This window comes from Serpentinimonas barnesii (assembly GCF_000696225.1).
Lineage (GTDB): Bacteria > Pseudomonadota > Gammaproteobacteria > Burkholderiales > Burkholderiaceae_C > Serpentinimonas > Serpentinimonas barnesii.
On record NZ_BAWN01000009.1, the window covers coordinates 22,267 to 36,577 of the forward strand.

The 14,311-nt window shown below is 65.0% G+C and carries 11 protein-coding genes; 9 read left to right on the forward strand and 2 right to left on the reverse strand.

The features are described 5' to 3' along the window. The first annotated feature begins 55 nt into the window (after positions 1-55). From SRAH_RS03255 to SRAH_RS03295, 9 genes are all read left to right on the forward strand, one after another. The gene (locus SRAH_RS03255; protein WP_029461919.1) at positions 56-1,051 is read left to right on the forward strand and encodes a TAXI family TRAP transporter solute-binding subunit; all 996 of its coding nucleotides are present in this window, start codon (positions 56-58) and stop codon (positions 1,049-1,051) included. Between the two features lie 120 nt (positions 1,052-1,171). Next, a complete protein-coding gene (locus SRAH_RS03260) occupies positions 1,172-3,775 on the forward strand; it encodes a TRAP transporter permease (RefSeq protein WP_045476017.1) in 2,604 nt (867 codons plus the stop codon). Then, the gene (locus SRAH_RS03265; protein WP_029461921.1) at positions 3,776-4,435 is read left to right on the forward strand and encodes an aspartate/glutamate racemase family protein; all 660 of its coding nucleotides are present in this window, start codon (positions 3,776-3,778) and stop codon (positions 4,433-4,435) included. It abuts the gene before it with no gap. 66 nt (positions 4,436-4,501) lie between these two features. Then, positions 4,502-4,753: an AbrB/MazE/SpoVT family DNA-binding domain-containing protein gene (locus SRAH_RS03270; RefSeq protein WP_029461922.1), complete on the forward strand. Its 252-nt coding sequence runs from the start codon at positions 4,502-4,504 to the stop codon at positions 4,751-4,753. Further along, complete coding sequence (locus SRAH_RS03275; protein ID WP_029461923.1) at positions 4,750-5,145, forward strand: type II toxin-antitoxin system VapC family toxin; 396 nt, start codon at positions 4,750-4,752, stop codon at positions 5,143-5,145. Before SRAH_RS03270 ends, SRAH_RS03275 begins: the two co-directional genes overlap by 4 nt. A 170-nt stretch (positions 5,146-5,315) precedes the next feature. Beyond that, positions 5,316-5,927, forward strand: a complete 612-nt coding sequence (locus tag SRAH_RS03280) for a metal-independent carbonic anhydrase family protein (RefSeq protein WP_149028916.1) — start codon at positions 5,316-5,318, stop codon at positions 5,925-5,927. A gap of 6 nt (positions 5,928-5,933) precedes the next feature. Then, positions 5,934-7,631, forward strand: a complete 1,698-nt coding sequence (locus tag SRAH_RS03285) for a sensor histidine kinase (protein WP_029461925.1) — start codon at positions 5,934-5,936, stop codon at positions 7,629-7,631. Positions 7,632-7,721: 90 nt separating this feature from the next. Continuing rightward, on the forward strand, positions 7,722-8,423 hold the full coding sequence (locus SRAH_RS03290; protein WP_029461926.1) for a response regulator transcription factor: 702 nt from the start codon (positions 7,722-7,724) through the stop codon (positions 8,421-8,423). 64 nt (positions 8,424-8,487) lie between these two features. Continuing rightward, on the forward strand, positions 8,488-8,880 hold the full coding sequence (locus SRAH_RS03295; protein WP_029461927.1) for a hypothetical protein: 393 nt from the start codon (positions 8,488-8,490) through the stop codon (positions 8,878-8,880). Positions 8,881-8,900: 20 nt separating this feature from the next. On the opposite strand, the gene SRAH_RS03300 is transcribed toward SRAH_RS03295, so the two are convergent. Both SRAH_RS03300 and SRAH_RS11915 read right to left on the reverse strand, forming a co-directional pair. Further along, the gene (locus tag SRAH_RS03300) at positions 8,901-9,854 is read right to left on the reverse strand and encodes a diguanylate cyclase domain-containing protein (RefSeq protein WP_029461928.1); all 954 of its coding nucleotides are present in this window, start codon (positions 9,852-9,854) and stop codon (positions 8,901-8,903) included. After that, positions 9,854-14,194, reverse strand: coding sequence for a PAS domain-containing protein (locus tag SRAH_RS11915; RefSeq protein ID WP_171816021.1), 4,341 nt, complete (start codon positions 14,192-14,194; stop codon positions 9,854-9,856). Before SRAH_RS11915 ends, SRAH_RS03300 begins: the two co-directional genes overlap by 1 nt. Positions 14,195-14,311: the final 117 nt, after the last annotated feature.

The window sequence follows — 14,311 nt, forward strand, 5'->3', positions numbered from 1 at the left end:
TGCGCCGCCCATCGATTGCTGCGCACGTTCAACCCCTCTGGAAGCACCTAGTCCCATGAGAACCACCCTCAAGCAAATCCTCTCCGGCTTGTCCGTTGCCGCGCTCACCGCCGTGGCTTTGGCGGCTGCCCCCGTGGCCAGCGCTCAAACGCCGCAGCGCTTTATGACCATCGGCACCGGCGGCCTCACCGGCGTCTATTACCCAGTGGGTGGGGCGATTTGCCGCCTGATCAACCAAGACCGGGCCCGCCATGGCATCCGCTGTACGGTCGAGTCCACCGGCGGCTCGGTGGCCAACATCAACACCATCCGCGCTGGCGACCTCGACTTCGGCATCGCCCAGTCCGACTGGAACCACCACGCCTTCCACGGCACCAGCACCTTCCAGCAAGCCGGCCCCTTCCGAGAACTGCGTTCGGTGTTCTCGATCCACCCTGAGCCCTTCACCGTGCTGGCTCGCGCCGACGCCAATGTGCGCAACTTCAGCGACCTGCGTGGCCGCCGGGTCAACGTTGGCAACCCAGGCTCCGGGCACCGTGCGTCCATGGACAAACTGCTTACCGCCATGGGTTGGACCTCGGCTGACTTCCGCCTCGCCTCCGAACTGCGACCAGACGAGCACGGCGCGGCGCTGTGCGACAACCGCATCGACGCCTTCTTCTTTGGCGTCGGGCACCCGAGCGCCAACATTCTCGACCCGGTCACCACCTGCGGGGCGCGACTGGTCAACATCACCGGCCCGGCCGTGGACCGCCTGATCGCCGAGAACCCCTTCTACGCCCGCGCCACCATCCCGGCCGGCATGTACCGCGGCAACGACCAACCGATCCAAACCTACGGTGTGGTCGCCACCTTGGTGACATCGGCCAGCGCCTCGGAAGAATCGGTTTACCTGCTGGTGCGCTCGGTGTTCGAAAACTTCGACGCCTTCCGCCGCCTGCACCCGGCGCTGGGCAACCTGAGCCACGAAACCATGATCCGCGACGGCTTGGCCGCGCCGCTGCACCCCGGTGCCGCTCGCTACTTCCGCGAGCGCGGCTGGATGCGCTGATCTTTCTTTCGCATTAGACTGGGCATACCCCATCTGGCGCCCAATGTCGGCTCAAGCTGACATTGGGCGTTTGCTGTTGCCCTTGTGAAATAGCTCTATTTTTGAATCAGGTGCCTATTGATGAGCGCTACCCATCTGCCCGACCCAGCTCCAGCGGTCGATGTCAATAAAATGGTCGAAGAGGCCGATACTGGTGGCCGAAAACCCGGCCCCGCAGTCGCCAAATTGCTGCTGATCGTGGCCGTGAGTTGGTCTTTGTTTCAGCTCTGGATCGCCTCTCCCCTGCCCTTTGCCTTGGGCATTTTTATTTTTGATCACACCGAAAGCCGCTCCATCCACTTGGCTTTTGCGGTGTTTCTGGCTTTCATGCTGTTTCCGGCCCGCAAACGCTCGCCGCGCGACCGGGTGCCTGTGCTGGACTGGGTGCTGGCCTCGGTAGGGGCCTTTTGTGCCGCCTACTTGTATTTGTTTTACCAAGAATTGGCGGCGCGGCCAGGCTTGCCCACCCCGATGGATGTGTATGTTGCGGCTGTGGGCTGCGTGCTGCTGCTCGAAGCCACCCGGCGCGTGCTGGGCCTGCCGATGGTGATTGTGGCGCTGGTGTTTTTGTTCTACACCTTTGCCGGCCCCTTCATGCCCGACCTGATGGCGCACCAAGGGGCCTCCATTAACCGTGCGGTATCGCATTTCTGGCTCACCACCGAAGGGGTATTTGGCATTGCCCTGGGGGTGTCGAGCGGGTTCATTTTTCTGTTCGTGCTGTTTGGTTCGCTGCTGGCCAAGGCGGGTGCGGGCAATTACTTTATCAAAAGCGCTTTTGCCCTGCTGGGGCATATGCGCGGCGGGCCGGCCAAAGCGGCGGTGGTGGCGTCTGCCGCCACCGGGGTGATTTCCGGCTCATCGATTGCCAACGTGGTTACCACCGGCACCTTCACCATTCCGCTGATGAAGCGCGTGGGCTACCGCCCCGACCAAGCCGGTGCGGTCGAGGTGTCGGCTTCGGTCAACGGGCAGATCATGCCGCCGGTGATGGGCGCTGCAGCGTTTTTGATGGTGGAATACGTGGGCATTCCCTACGTCGAGGTGATGAAGCACGCCTTGTTGCCGGCCATCATTTCCTACATCGCGCTGTTCTACATCGTTCACCTAGAGGCCGTTAAAGCCAATATGCAGGGTTTGCCGCGCCGGCACGCCTCCACCTTTGCGCAGCGCATGCTCTCGGTGTTGACCACTGTAACCGGCTTCATCGTGCTGGCCGGCCTCACCTATTACAGCGTCGGCTTCATACGCGGCGCACTGGGTGAGGCGGCGGTGCCGGTGATTTTGCTCATGCTGCTGGCGGCCTATCTGGGCCTGCTGTGGTTTAGCTCCAAAATGCCCGAATTGGAATTGGACGACCCCAATTCCCCCTTGTTTGAATTGCCCGAAACCGGCCCGACCGTTAAATCGGGGCTGCATTACCTGCTGGCGGTGGTGGTGCTGGTGTGGTGTTTGATGGTCGAGCAACTTTCGCCCGCGCTGTCGGCGTTTTGGGCCACGGCGTTCCTGATCTTCCTGATCCTGACGCAAAAACCCCTGCTCGGCCTGATGCGCGGCGACCGGCGTGTGGCAGCCAATTTCATGCACGCGGTGCGCGACCTCATCGACGGTTTGGCCCTGGGGGCGCAGAGCATGGTGGGCATAGGCCTGGCCACTGCAGCGGCCGGTATCGTGGTGGGCACGGTCTCGCTCACCGGTGTCGGACAGGTCATGACCGAACTGGTGGAAATCCTCTCGGGCGGCAATTTGATGCTGATGCTGCTGCTGGTGGCCTTGATTTGCCTGGTGCTGGGCATGGGTTTACCGACCACCGCCAATTACATCGTGGTCGCCACGCTCATGGCGCCGGTGATTGTGGAACTGGGGGCGCAACAGGGGCTGATCGTGCCGCTCATTGCGGTGCACTTGTTTGTGTTTTATTTTGGGCTGATGGCCGACGTGACGCCACCCGTGGGTTTGGCCTCGATAGCCGCCTCGGCCATTGCGCGCAGCGACCCCATCAAAACCGGGGTAACCGCATTTGCTTACAGCATGCGCACCGCAATTTTGCCCTTCCTGTTCATCTTCAACACCCAATTGTTGCTAATCGGCCTGACTGGACCCTTCGATCTGGTGCTGACGGTGGTAACGGCCACGGTGGCGATGCTGGTCTTTGCCGCCGCTACCCAGGGGTACTTTTTTGCCCGCAACCGCTGGTATGAAGCCGTGGCTTTGCTGCTGATTTGCTTCACCCTGTTTCGCCCCAACTTCTGGATGGACATGGTGGAGCCGCCCTATGCCTCCTTGAGCGGCCCGGAGATGGTGCAGGCGCTTGAAACCGCCCCAGACGATGCCAGCAAGCGGCTCTTGGTAGAAGGCATGAACCTCGAGGGCGACGACATCCGCAAGGGGGTTTTGTTGCCGCTTGGGCCTGCGGGCGACGCCACGCAGCGCCTGCGCCACGCCGGCATCACCGCCATGTTCGATGGCCAAGCTTATATGGTCATGGCGGTGCAAATGCGCAGCGTGGCCGAGCGCCAAGGCATCGAGCAGGGCTTTCGCATCACCGGGCTCGATGTGCCTACGCAACGGCCCGCACCGGAGTGGTTTTTCATCCCGGCCTTGGCTTTGCTGGGCTTGATCGTTGCCCTGCAGCGCCGACGTGCGGCAGCCTTGCCGGCCCATGGGCCCGTGTCTGCGAATTGAATGGCCGCGCGCATCGCTTTGATCCATGCGCTGGCGCTCTCGGTGGAGCCGATCAACGCCGAGTTTGAGCGCGCCTGGCCCGAGGCGCTGCGCATGAATTTGCTCGACGACAGCCTTGCGGCCGACCTGCACGCCAGCGCTACAGGCCTAGAGCAAACCATGCAGCAGCGTTTTGAGCGGCTGGCCGATTACGCCGTGTTTTCGGGTGCGCAAGCCATTTTGTTTACCTGTTCGGCCTTTGGGCCCTGCATCGAGGCCGTGGCGGCGCGCCACCCCACGCTGCCGGTGCTCAAGCCCAACCAAGCCATGATCGAGGAAGCCTCCCGCATCGGCGGCCGGGTTGGCTTGATCGCCTCGTTCGAGCCCACGTTGGCCTCCATGCCGGCTGAGTTTGGGCCATCCGTGCAGGTGCTTAGCGCCTGCGTGCCTGCGGCCATGCAATCCCTGCAACGCGGCGACCCCGACACCCACGATGCCTTGGTGGCCGACGCCGCGCTGCAATTGCAGGCCCAAGGCTGCAACGTGATCGCCTTGGCGCAGTTCAGCATGGCGCGCGCAGCCAATCGGGTGGCGCAACGGGTTCGGGTTCCAGTGCTCAGCACGCCGGGCAGTGCGGTGCGTGCCTTGCGCCAGCGTTTGGCCGGTGTGGCGGTGGCATAAAAAATCGCACAGTAAGGCATTTTTGCATTACCATACACGTCTTCAATCAGCGCATGTGAGGACACCGTGACCACACTGACCGTTACCGCACGCGGGCAAGTGACCTTCAGAAAAGACGTGTTGCAACACCTTGGCATCCGGCCCGGGGACCAGATCGAGCTGGATTTGCTGCCCGATGGCCGCGGCGTGCTCCAGGCAGCCCGGCGCACCGCCACCATCGATGGCTTCGTTGGGCTGCTGGCGAACCGGACCACGAAGGTTGCCAGTTTGGAGGAAATCAACCAAGCCGCCGCGCAGGGCTGGGCTGGCAAACAATGAAGGTGGCCGTCGATACCAACGTGCTGGTGCGTGCGGTGGTGTGCGACGACCCCGCGCAAGCGCGCCGTGCCGCCCAGACCTTGGCCGATGCCGAATCGATTGCGGTCGCGCTCCCTTGCCTGTGCGAGTTCGTGTGGGTGCTGCTCAGGGTTTACGGCTTTCAACCCGCCGACGCCGCTGCCTCGATCCGCGCACTATTGGCTGCCGCCAATGTGGAAGTGAACCGGCCGGCCGTTGAGGCAGGTCTGTCGGTGCTCGATGCAGGCGGGGATTTTGCCGATGGCGTGATCGCTTACGAGGGCCGTTGGCTGGGTGGAGAAACCTTTGTTTCCTTTGATCAAAAAGCGGTGTCCTTGCTGACGGCTCAGGGGCACCGAGCACGGCTTTTGTAATTCGCAGCGCCTCGTTCATCTGCCATTCATCCAAACTTCAGCACCCGTTCATGCGCTTGTCATGCCCTGCCAAGCTGGCTGGGGTGAAATCGGTTTTGGGGCAGGCGATTGGGCTTCGCCCCTTGTTGTCACCCCATGCAAAGGACTTTCGGATGTTGAATCGCAATCTTTTGGGCGCTACCCTTCTGGGCGCCGGCTTGGCCTTTTCTTCGCTCGCCCATTCGCATGCTGCGGGGGGCGCAGCCGCCACCACGGCGGCCACGCCTGCTGCACACGCGGCCACGGCGGCACGCGCCACCCCGGCACGCACCATCACCGAAGCCCAGGTGCTGGCGGCACAGCAGGCTTGGGGCCGGGCGCTGGTGCAAATCAGCAGCGATTTCGCCAGCGGCGGCATTGCGCGTGCCACCGCCACCGCCTCGGCCGTGCTCGATGCTGCTTACGGCTACCAAATGGGCCCGGTGTTGTTCAAGCCCACCCTGACCACCGCCCCGCACACCTTTCGCACCACCCGCGAAGGCGCGCTGGCTTACTTCGTGGGCAACAACCCAGCGTTCCCGAACGACCGCGGCTTTGCCCTCAAGGGCTGGACCAACGTGGAGGTGCGCAACGCCGCCGTGCTGATTCATGGCGACGTCGCCAAAACCATGGGCAACGTCACCCTGACCAACCGCGACGGCACCCGCACCACGGTTGACAAAACCTGGGGCTACCGGCTCGACCCGCAAGGCAACCTGCGCATCGTGCTGCACCACTCCTCGCTGCCCTTCACCGGCTCCTGATCGGCCGTGTTGCTCAGCCGCCTGACCCTGGCTTTTGCGGTGCTGATCCTGCTCAGCGCGGTGCAGGCGGCTTTTTCGGTGTGGGCGGTGCGCAGCGCCAGCGCGCAGTCGGCCCTCACCCGCGACGCCCAGCAAATGCTGACCGAGTACCAAGCGCTGGCGGCCAACAAGCAGCGTTTGCTGGTCTGGCTGGCGGGCGCGGCCCTGACTGGCCAAGGCAGCGCGGATCAGCGCGCCAAGTTGTTGCATGAAATGGATCGGTCCTTGGCAGAACTGGGGCGCTTGCAAGCGCAGTTGGCGCCAGATCGCTGGTACGCCTCAGACACAGTCACAGCGGGCACGCAATCCCCTTCCGGGCAGCAGCTGAGCCCACCCATCATGCAGCAGCCGATCACGCTGCTGCGCGCCAACTTTGAGGCCATGCAAGCCTATCTGCTCCAAGCCGGTGCCGCCGCACACAGCCCGGCCGCCGATCAGGCGCTGATGTGGGCACAAGCCACCACGGTGTTTGACCACCACGGCGGGCGCGACATGCGCCAGGTGCTGGCCGCCGCCATCGCGCAGCAGCGCGACGCCACCGAGCAGGCCATGGCGCAGCAAAAGCAGGCGCTGGCCACCTTGCAACGCTCCAGCGTGGGGCTGGTGCTGTTGTCGGCGCTGTGGGGTTTGCTGGCGGCGGGCTATTTCGTGCGCCGGCTGCATCGGCCGTTTAGGCGGCTGCTGCAATCCACGCAAGCGCTGGCCGAGGGCGACTACCGGCAGCGCCCGATAAGCCCCCATGCCGACGAATTTGCCCAAATCGGGCTGCAGCTCAATGCGCTGGCCCTGCAACTCGATACCAACCGGCGCCAAAGCGAGGCCCTGCGCGCCGGGCTCGATGCCGCCGTGGCCGAGCGCACCCAAGCCCTGATGCGCAGCCACGAGGCACTGTTAAAAGCCGATGCGCGGCGGCAGCAGTTTTTTGCCGAAATCAGCCACGAATTGCGCACCCCGGTCACGGTGATCCGGGGTGAGGCCGAAATCGCCTTGCGCAGCGGCGGGCGCGCTGGCGGTGAGCGAGGGCAAGGGTTCCATGCCGAAGCACCATCCGAGTCCCAGCAAGCCGTTTACCGCAGCGCCCTCGAGCGCATCGTCCAGGCAGCCGGCGCGCTGGGCCAGCGGGTGCAGGAACTGGTGCGGCTGGCGCGTTCCAATGCCAGCGCACAAAGTTACGCCTTTGCACCCGTGCCCGTGCGCGCCGTGGTGCAAGGGGCGCTGCACCAAATGCAGGCCATCGCCTCGAACCGGGGCATCGAACTGCGCGATTTGGCCACTGATGCGGCCTGCGCTTGCCTGCTCGATGCCGACCTCGACAAATTGCAGCAGGCGCTGGTGATCGTGCTCGACAACGCGGTGCGCTACAGCGCCGCCGGCAGCCAGGTGCAGATCGAGGCCGAGCCCGATGCGGCGGCGCAGTGCCTGCGCATCGGCATCAGCGACAGCGGCATGGGCATCGACCCCGAGCAAGCCGAACAGGTGTTCGAACCCTATTTTCGCAGCGAGGCGGCGCGCCAGCGCAGCCCCGAGGGCTTGGGGCTGGGCTTGTCGATCGCGCGCGCCATCGTGCTGGCGCACCGGGGCAGCATAGTCATCGAAGCGCGGGCGGCCGGTGGCACCCGCGTCACCATCGAGTTGCCGCTGGCCGCCACTGTGGGGCTCGCATAGCCGCGCTGGCAACCCATAATCGGCCTTTGCTTTTTTCGCCCTTCGCCCCAGCCTTCGAACTTCGGCCAACTCCATCCAGGCACCGCCACCATGTACTTGCTGATCGTGGAAGACGACGACCGGGTAGCCGACTTTTTGCGTCGGGGCCTGGCCGCTGAAGGCTACACCACCCAGCGCGTAGCCAGCGCCGAAGAGGCGCTGCTGCGCCTGCGCCAGCACCCCTGCGACCTGCTGCTGCTCGACCTGATGCTGCCGGGCATGAGCGGCATCGAGCTGTGTCAGCGGCTGCGCGCCGAGCGCCTGCCAATGCCGGTGCTCATGCTCACGGCGCTGGACGGGGTGGAAGACCGTGTCACGGGCTTGCGCTGCGGGGCCGACGACTATCTGGGCAAGCCCTTTGCCTTCGATGAGCTGCTGGCGCGCATCGAGGCGCTGTTGCGCCGCCCTTCGGCGCTGGCGCAGGGCGCGCGCACGCTGCAGGTGGCCGACTTGCTGTTTGACCGCGACCAGATGCAGTGCTGGCGCGCCGGCCGCGCCTTGCACCTGACAGCCAAGGAGCTGGCGCTGCTGGAGCTGCTCATGAGCGCGCCCGGGCGCCTGCACAGCCGCGAGCGCATTTTGGCCAACGTCTGGGGCAGCTACGAGGACCCGCTCACCAACGTGGTCGAGGTCTATATCCGGCGCCTGCGCGCCAAAGTCGACGAGGGGCACGAACTGGCCCTGATCAAGACCGTGCGCGGGCTGGGCTACCGGCTCGATGCCGTTGCTGCACCAACAGCGCCAAGCGGGTAGCCAGAACCGGCGCTGTACACTGCCCGCTTTGCGCCCGCACCGGGCGCCCTGCCCCTGTTCTAGCATGTTCACCGACCGCACACCGCATCAATCATTCATCGTACCCTCTGAGGCACCCTTGGCCGGCGTGCCCGGCAGTGTGTATTTCTGGTGGGCGTTTTTCGCCTTGGGCGTGGTGGCCTTCGGCTCGGGTTTGTGGGGGTTGGTGTGGCGCCGCGTGCGCCGGCGCCGCCTGCGCGCCGATCTGGCGCAGTGGCCCAGCCAGGCCGATCGCGCCACGCAAGCGCGTTTATTGATCGAACTGGTGCGCCGCCACCGGCTCAAGCCCAGCGCAGCGTGGGTCGAGGCGGTGGACCAAGCTGGCCAAGGACCCGCTGACCACGGCAACAACGATTCTGGGGTCAACCCGCTGCTGGCCCTGCGCGACGCCATCCATGAGATGGATTACGTGGACTAGGCCCCCAAACCAGACTAAAGCTAAACCACCCCGGCCCGCACGCTGTTGCGACCGGCTTTCTTGGCGCGGTAGAGGTTGTGGTCGGCTTCGCGCAGCAAATCGTCGGCGCCCTGCATCAGGTCGAGTCGGGCGCAGCCCACGCCGATGCTGACCGTCACCGCTGGCCAAGCAGCTCCGGTGACCGTGGTTTGGGTCTCTTGGTGCACGCGCTGGCGCAACTGCTCGGCCAGGTGTTGGGCGCCGTACTCGTCGGTATCGGTCAGCAGGCAGACAAACTCCTCGCCCCCGTAGCGGGCCACGAGGTCGGTTGGGCGTTGCAGGCCGCTGGCCAATGCCGCCGCCACCCGACGCAGGCAATCGTCGCCGCTTTGGTGGCCGTGCGTGTCGTTGAAACGCTTAAAGTGGTCGACGTCGATCAGCAGCGCGCTCAGCGGCGCACCGCTGCGCTGGCTGCGCGCCCACTCGATCGCCAGCCGTTCGTCAAAATGGCGCCGGTTGGCAATACCGGTCAGGCCGTCGATGAACACCCAGCGGCGCAACAAATCGCCTTGGCGCTTGAGGGTGAGGTGGGTTTTGACGCGCGCGCGCACCACTTTGGTGTTGAACGGTTTGCCGATGAAGTCGACCGCTCCCACGTCAAGGCCGTGGGCTTCGGAATCGGGGTCGGCGTTGGCAGTCAGGAAGATCACTGGGATGTCGCGCGTGAGCTCGTCGGCTTGCAAACGTTGGCAGACCTCGAAGCCGTCTAGGCCCGGCATGACCACGTCGAGCAAGATCAGGTCGGGCTGCTGCTGGCGCGCAATTTCAAGCGCCTTGAGGCCATCGGTGGCCGCAAACACCTGGTGATCCGAAGCAAAAACGCGGTAGAGCAGCTGCACATTGACCGGTTGATCATCGACCACCAGCAGGCGCGGCCGGCGTTCGAGCCCCCCTACCAAGGGGGTTCCGGGTGGCAAGGTTTCTGCAAAGTCCATCAGGGGCGATTTTCATCCAAGTAAGCGTCGCATACGGCCAAGGCAGCAGAAAAATCCAGACTTTGCACCGCCGCCAGCAACTGCGGCAAGCGCCCACCCAAGGCCCCAGCGTGTTGCGGGGCCAATTGTTGGGCCAAATCGAGCGCCTGCATATCGAACGCAAGCAGGCAACTGCGCAAACGCTGCAAGGCCTGGTGCAGCGCGGGGTCGGGCTGCGCGTGGGCTACAGGGGGCGGCAGCGGTGTATGCTGCGGCGCTGCCGCCAAGGCGGGCTGGGTCAGGGCCTGCTGCAACGCGGCAGCGGCGCCATCCAGTGCATCGAGCAAGGCCGCCAGACTGGGTTCGGCCGCACCCAAACGCTGACCCGAGCCAAGCGGCGCCTCGGCAAAAACCGCTTCGGCGCGCGCCGCCGCCTGCGCCAGCGCTTGCGCCCCGACGGTGGCCGCCAAGCCCTTGAGGGTGTGGAGCTCGCGCACCGCCTCTGCTTGCGCTGGCGGCTGTGCCGAGGCCAGCCAGCCGCGCACCGCTTGGGCGTAGCGAGGCAAATCAGCGGCCACTTTTTGCGCCACCTGGTTGTACAAATCGTGTTGGCGGCCCATGCGCGCCAGCGCCGCATCGAGGTCTAGCACCGGGGCGGTGGCATGGGTCGGGGCTGCAGGCGCTGCTGGCGCGAGCTCCTTGGGTCGCACCTGCGCCGCTTGCACGGCCAGCGCCTCGCCACCCACCCAGTGGCGCAGCAAAGCCACCAACTGGTCGAGCTCAAACGGCTTGCCGATGTGATCCACCATGCCGGCCTCCAGGCACGCCTGGCGGTCGCTCTCCATGGCGTTGGCGGTCATGGCGATCAGCGGCGGGCAGTGCGGGCCCAGTCCGGCGCGCAGCAGGCGGCTGGCAGTCAGGCCATCCATTTCGGGCATCTGCAAATCCATCAGCACCGCATCAAAATCGACTGGCGCGGGGTGGGCCGGCGCGCGGTCGTGCTCGTCGAAACCGAGTTGACGCAAGGCGGCACGACCGTGGTCGGCCAGCGTCACGCGGGCGCCTTCGCCTTGCAAGAGTTCGAGCGCGATCTGCTGGTTGATGCGGTTGTCTTCGACCACCAGCAGGCGCAGGCCCGGCAGGCGCTGGTCTGGGGCCGGGATGGCCACGGTGCCGGGCTGGGGGTCGTGCTCGGCTTGCCGCAGCAGCTGCTCCAGCGCCCGGTGCAGCATCGGGGCCGTGAAGGGCTTGACCAGTTGCACGGCCTGGCCCGCATGGGCTGGCACGCCCGCGCCACTCGCGGCACCCAGCAGGTCGCGCCCGTGCGAAGTGAGCCAGATCAGTTTGGGGCACAGGGCGGCTGGCACGGCTTGGCGCAGGCGCTCGATCGGGCCTGGGTCGGTGGGTTCAAAAAACCGTCCGTCAACCACCGCCACATCAAAGCCAGCGGAGCGGGTGGCGCGGTCTGGCGCATTGGGGTCGGGGGGTTGCAGCAACGCCTGCAAGGCTTGCATGGATGCGGGGTCGGCCCCATAAGCCTGGCAGTCGCAACCCAGTTCGGTCAGCATGCGCTGCAGCAAGGCGCGCGCGGGTTCGTAGCCGTGCAGCAATAGCACGCGTGCACGGGGCAAGGGCTTAACCCCAGGCGCTTCGGTGGCTGGGATGGGTTCGGGGGGCAACGGAAATTGCAGCGTAAAGCTAAAAATGCTGCCGCGCCCGGGCACACTCAGGAGCTGGATGTCGCTGCCCATCAGGCGCAGCAAGTGGCGGCTGATGGGCAGCCCCAGCCCGGTGCCGCCAAAGCGGCGCGTGGTCGAGCCTTCGGCCTGGGTAAAGCCGCTAAATATTTTTTCTTGGTGTTCGGTGGCAATGCCGATGCCGGTGTCGCGCACCGTGACTTCGAGCGCGACTTGCTGTGCCGTCTGCTGCAACAGCCCGATTTTGAGCCGCACCTCGCCCTGCGGCGTGAACTTGATGGCGTTGCTGATCAGGTTGAGCAGCACCTGGTGCAAGCGCAGGTCGTCGCCCACCAACCGGTCAGGAATGTGCGGATCGACATCAAACAACAGCTCCAGCGGCTTGCTGCCCAAATTGACCGACAGCAAGGTGGACAGGTTTTGCAGCAACTCATCCAAAGCAAAAGGACGCGGGTCGAGCGCCATGCGGCCGGCTTCGATTTTGGAAAAGTCCAAAATGTCGTTGATCAGCCCCAGCAGCGCACGGCTGGCCCCTTCGGCCTTGAGGGTGTAGTCGGCCTGGCGCGGGTTGAGCCCGGTTTTCTTGAGCAAGGCCAGCATACCCAAAATGGCATTCATGGGGGTGCGGATTTCGTGGCTCATATTGGCCAGAAACTGGCTCTTGGCGGCGCTGTTGGCCTCGGCCATTTCCTTGGCGTGGGTGAGCGCGGCCCGTTGCGCCTGGCGCTGCGCCTCGCGCTCGGTGATGTCCTGGATGGCTCCAATCACTTGCTGCACCTGATTGGCCTGCAATTGCGCCTCGCCCACCACGTGCACGCGGCGCGCCTGCCCACTGGCGGTGAGCAGATCGAGTTCCATGTCGATCGGCTGTGCGGCCTCGAAGGCCTGCTGCAAACCGGCCTCGAACTGCGCTCGCGCCGGCTGCGGACAGTGCGCCAGCGCTTGCTCCAGCGACGGTTGCTGCCCCTCCGGCAGTTCGTGAATGCGAAAGGTGTGCGCCGTCCATTCCAGCCGCATGCCCTCGCGGTGCACCATCCAGCCCCCCACGCCTGCAATGCGTCCGGCGTTGTCCAAGAATGCGCGGCTGGCCAGCAGTTGCGCCTCTTTGCGGCGCAAGTCGGTCACGTCCTGCATGATGCCGACCATGCGGCCGCGCTCATTGCCCTCGCTCTCGGTCACCAGCCCGACCGATTTGAGGTGCCGGATTTCCCCCGTGGGCCAGCAGACCCGGAATTCGGCCTCGTAGTGCTTGCCCCAGTGCAGCACGTCGAGCAGCAGCGCGTGCGTGTGCAACAAGTCGGCCGGGTGTACGCGCTGGCGCCAAAGGCGGCGCAGCTCGCCCGAGGGCAAATCCTCCTCGATGGCAAAGTGCTCGCGCATCTGCCGGTTCCAGACCACTTCGCCGCTGGCCACGTCGATCTGCCACACCCCAAGCTGCGCGCTGCGCGCCGCCAGCCGAAAGCGCTCGTTGGCGCGTTGCAGCTCGACCTCGACCAGCTTGCCCGCCGTCACATCGGTGTGGGTGCCGGCCATCCAAATCGGGCGCCCGTCCGGGCTGGTGCTGATGACCTTGCCACGCGAATGCACCCAAACCCAGTGCCCAAGCCGGTGGCGCAGACGAAACTCGGACTCAAAAAACGGGCTTTCGCCATTGAGGTGGGTTTCAATCAACTGCATGGTGCGCGTGAGGTCGGCTGGCTCCACGTGTTCGCTCCACCAAGCCACCGTCAGGTGCTCGCTTTCCGTCGCCTCATGGCCGATCATGGCCAGCCAGTTGCGGTTGACCTGCAATTCGCCGGTCTCTACGTTCCAGCGCCAGGTGCCAACTTGGGTGCCTTCGATCACCCCAACCAGTTCTTCGCGCTCGAGCATCAGTTGTTGCTCGATCCCTTTGCGCTTACTGATGTCGAGCAAAATGCCAGAAATCAGTGCCGCCCGGCCATCGGGGTGGCGGCGCTGAATGCTGCTGCGGCTCAAGACCCAGACCCAGTGGCCTTGGGCGTGGCGCAAACGAAACTCAACCTCGCTCAGCGGCTGCTGCGCCGTCAGTTGCAGTTGCTGTGCCTGCTGCACGCGTTGGCGGTCGTCGGGGTGCATGCGCGCCAACAACTGCTCGATCGGGCCTTGCAGGCGGCTGGGCTCTTCGCCCAGCATGGCCGCGTACTGCTCGTCCACGGTCAGCAGCGCCTCATCGACCTGACAGGTCCAGGTCCCGGCGCCGGTGCCGCTCAAAATCAGGTGCAGCCGCTCGCTTTGTTCGCGCAGGCGGGCTTCGGCCAGTTTGCGCTCGGTGATGTCTTGTTGCAGCGAAATGAAGCCGGTCAAGCGTCCAGAGGCCTCGCGCAGGGGTTGGATTTCCAGCGCCACCCAGTAGCTGCGGCCATCTTTGCGGCGGTTGAGCAGCTCGCCCTTGAATGGGGCCTCATCGCGCAAGGCCTGCTTGAGTTGCGCCAGCACAGCGGGGTCGGTTTGCCCAAATTGCAACAAACGGCCCGGACTCTGGCCCCGGATTTCCGACAGGCCATAGCCCGAAATGCACTCAAAGCCGTGGTTCACCCATTCGATGCGCCCGCGCACATCGGTCACCACCACCGCGGTGTCGGTGTGGGTGGCCAGCATCGACAGGGCGCTGGCGGGATGGGTGGGATCGGGATTCGGAGCCAAACCTAAAAGACCCAAAATGAAGTGGAAGACACGCAGCAACCGGCACTGTTGCATCACATTATCGGGCAATGCTCGCGCAGCCCTCAATCTGCGAGCCCTCCAACGCTGCAGCCCAAG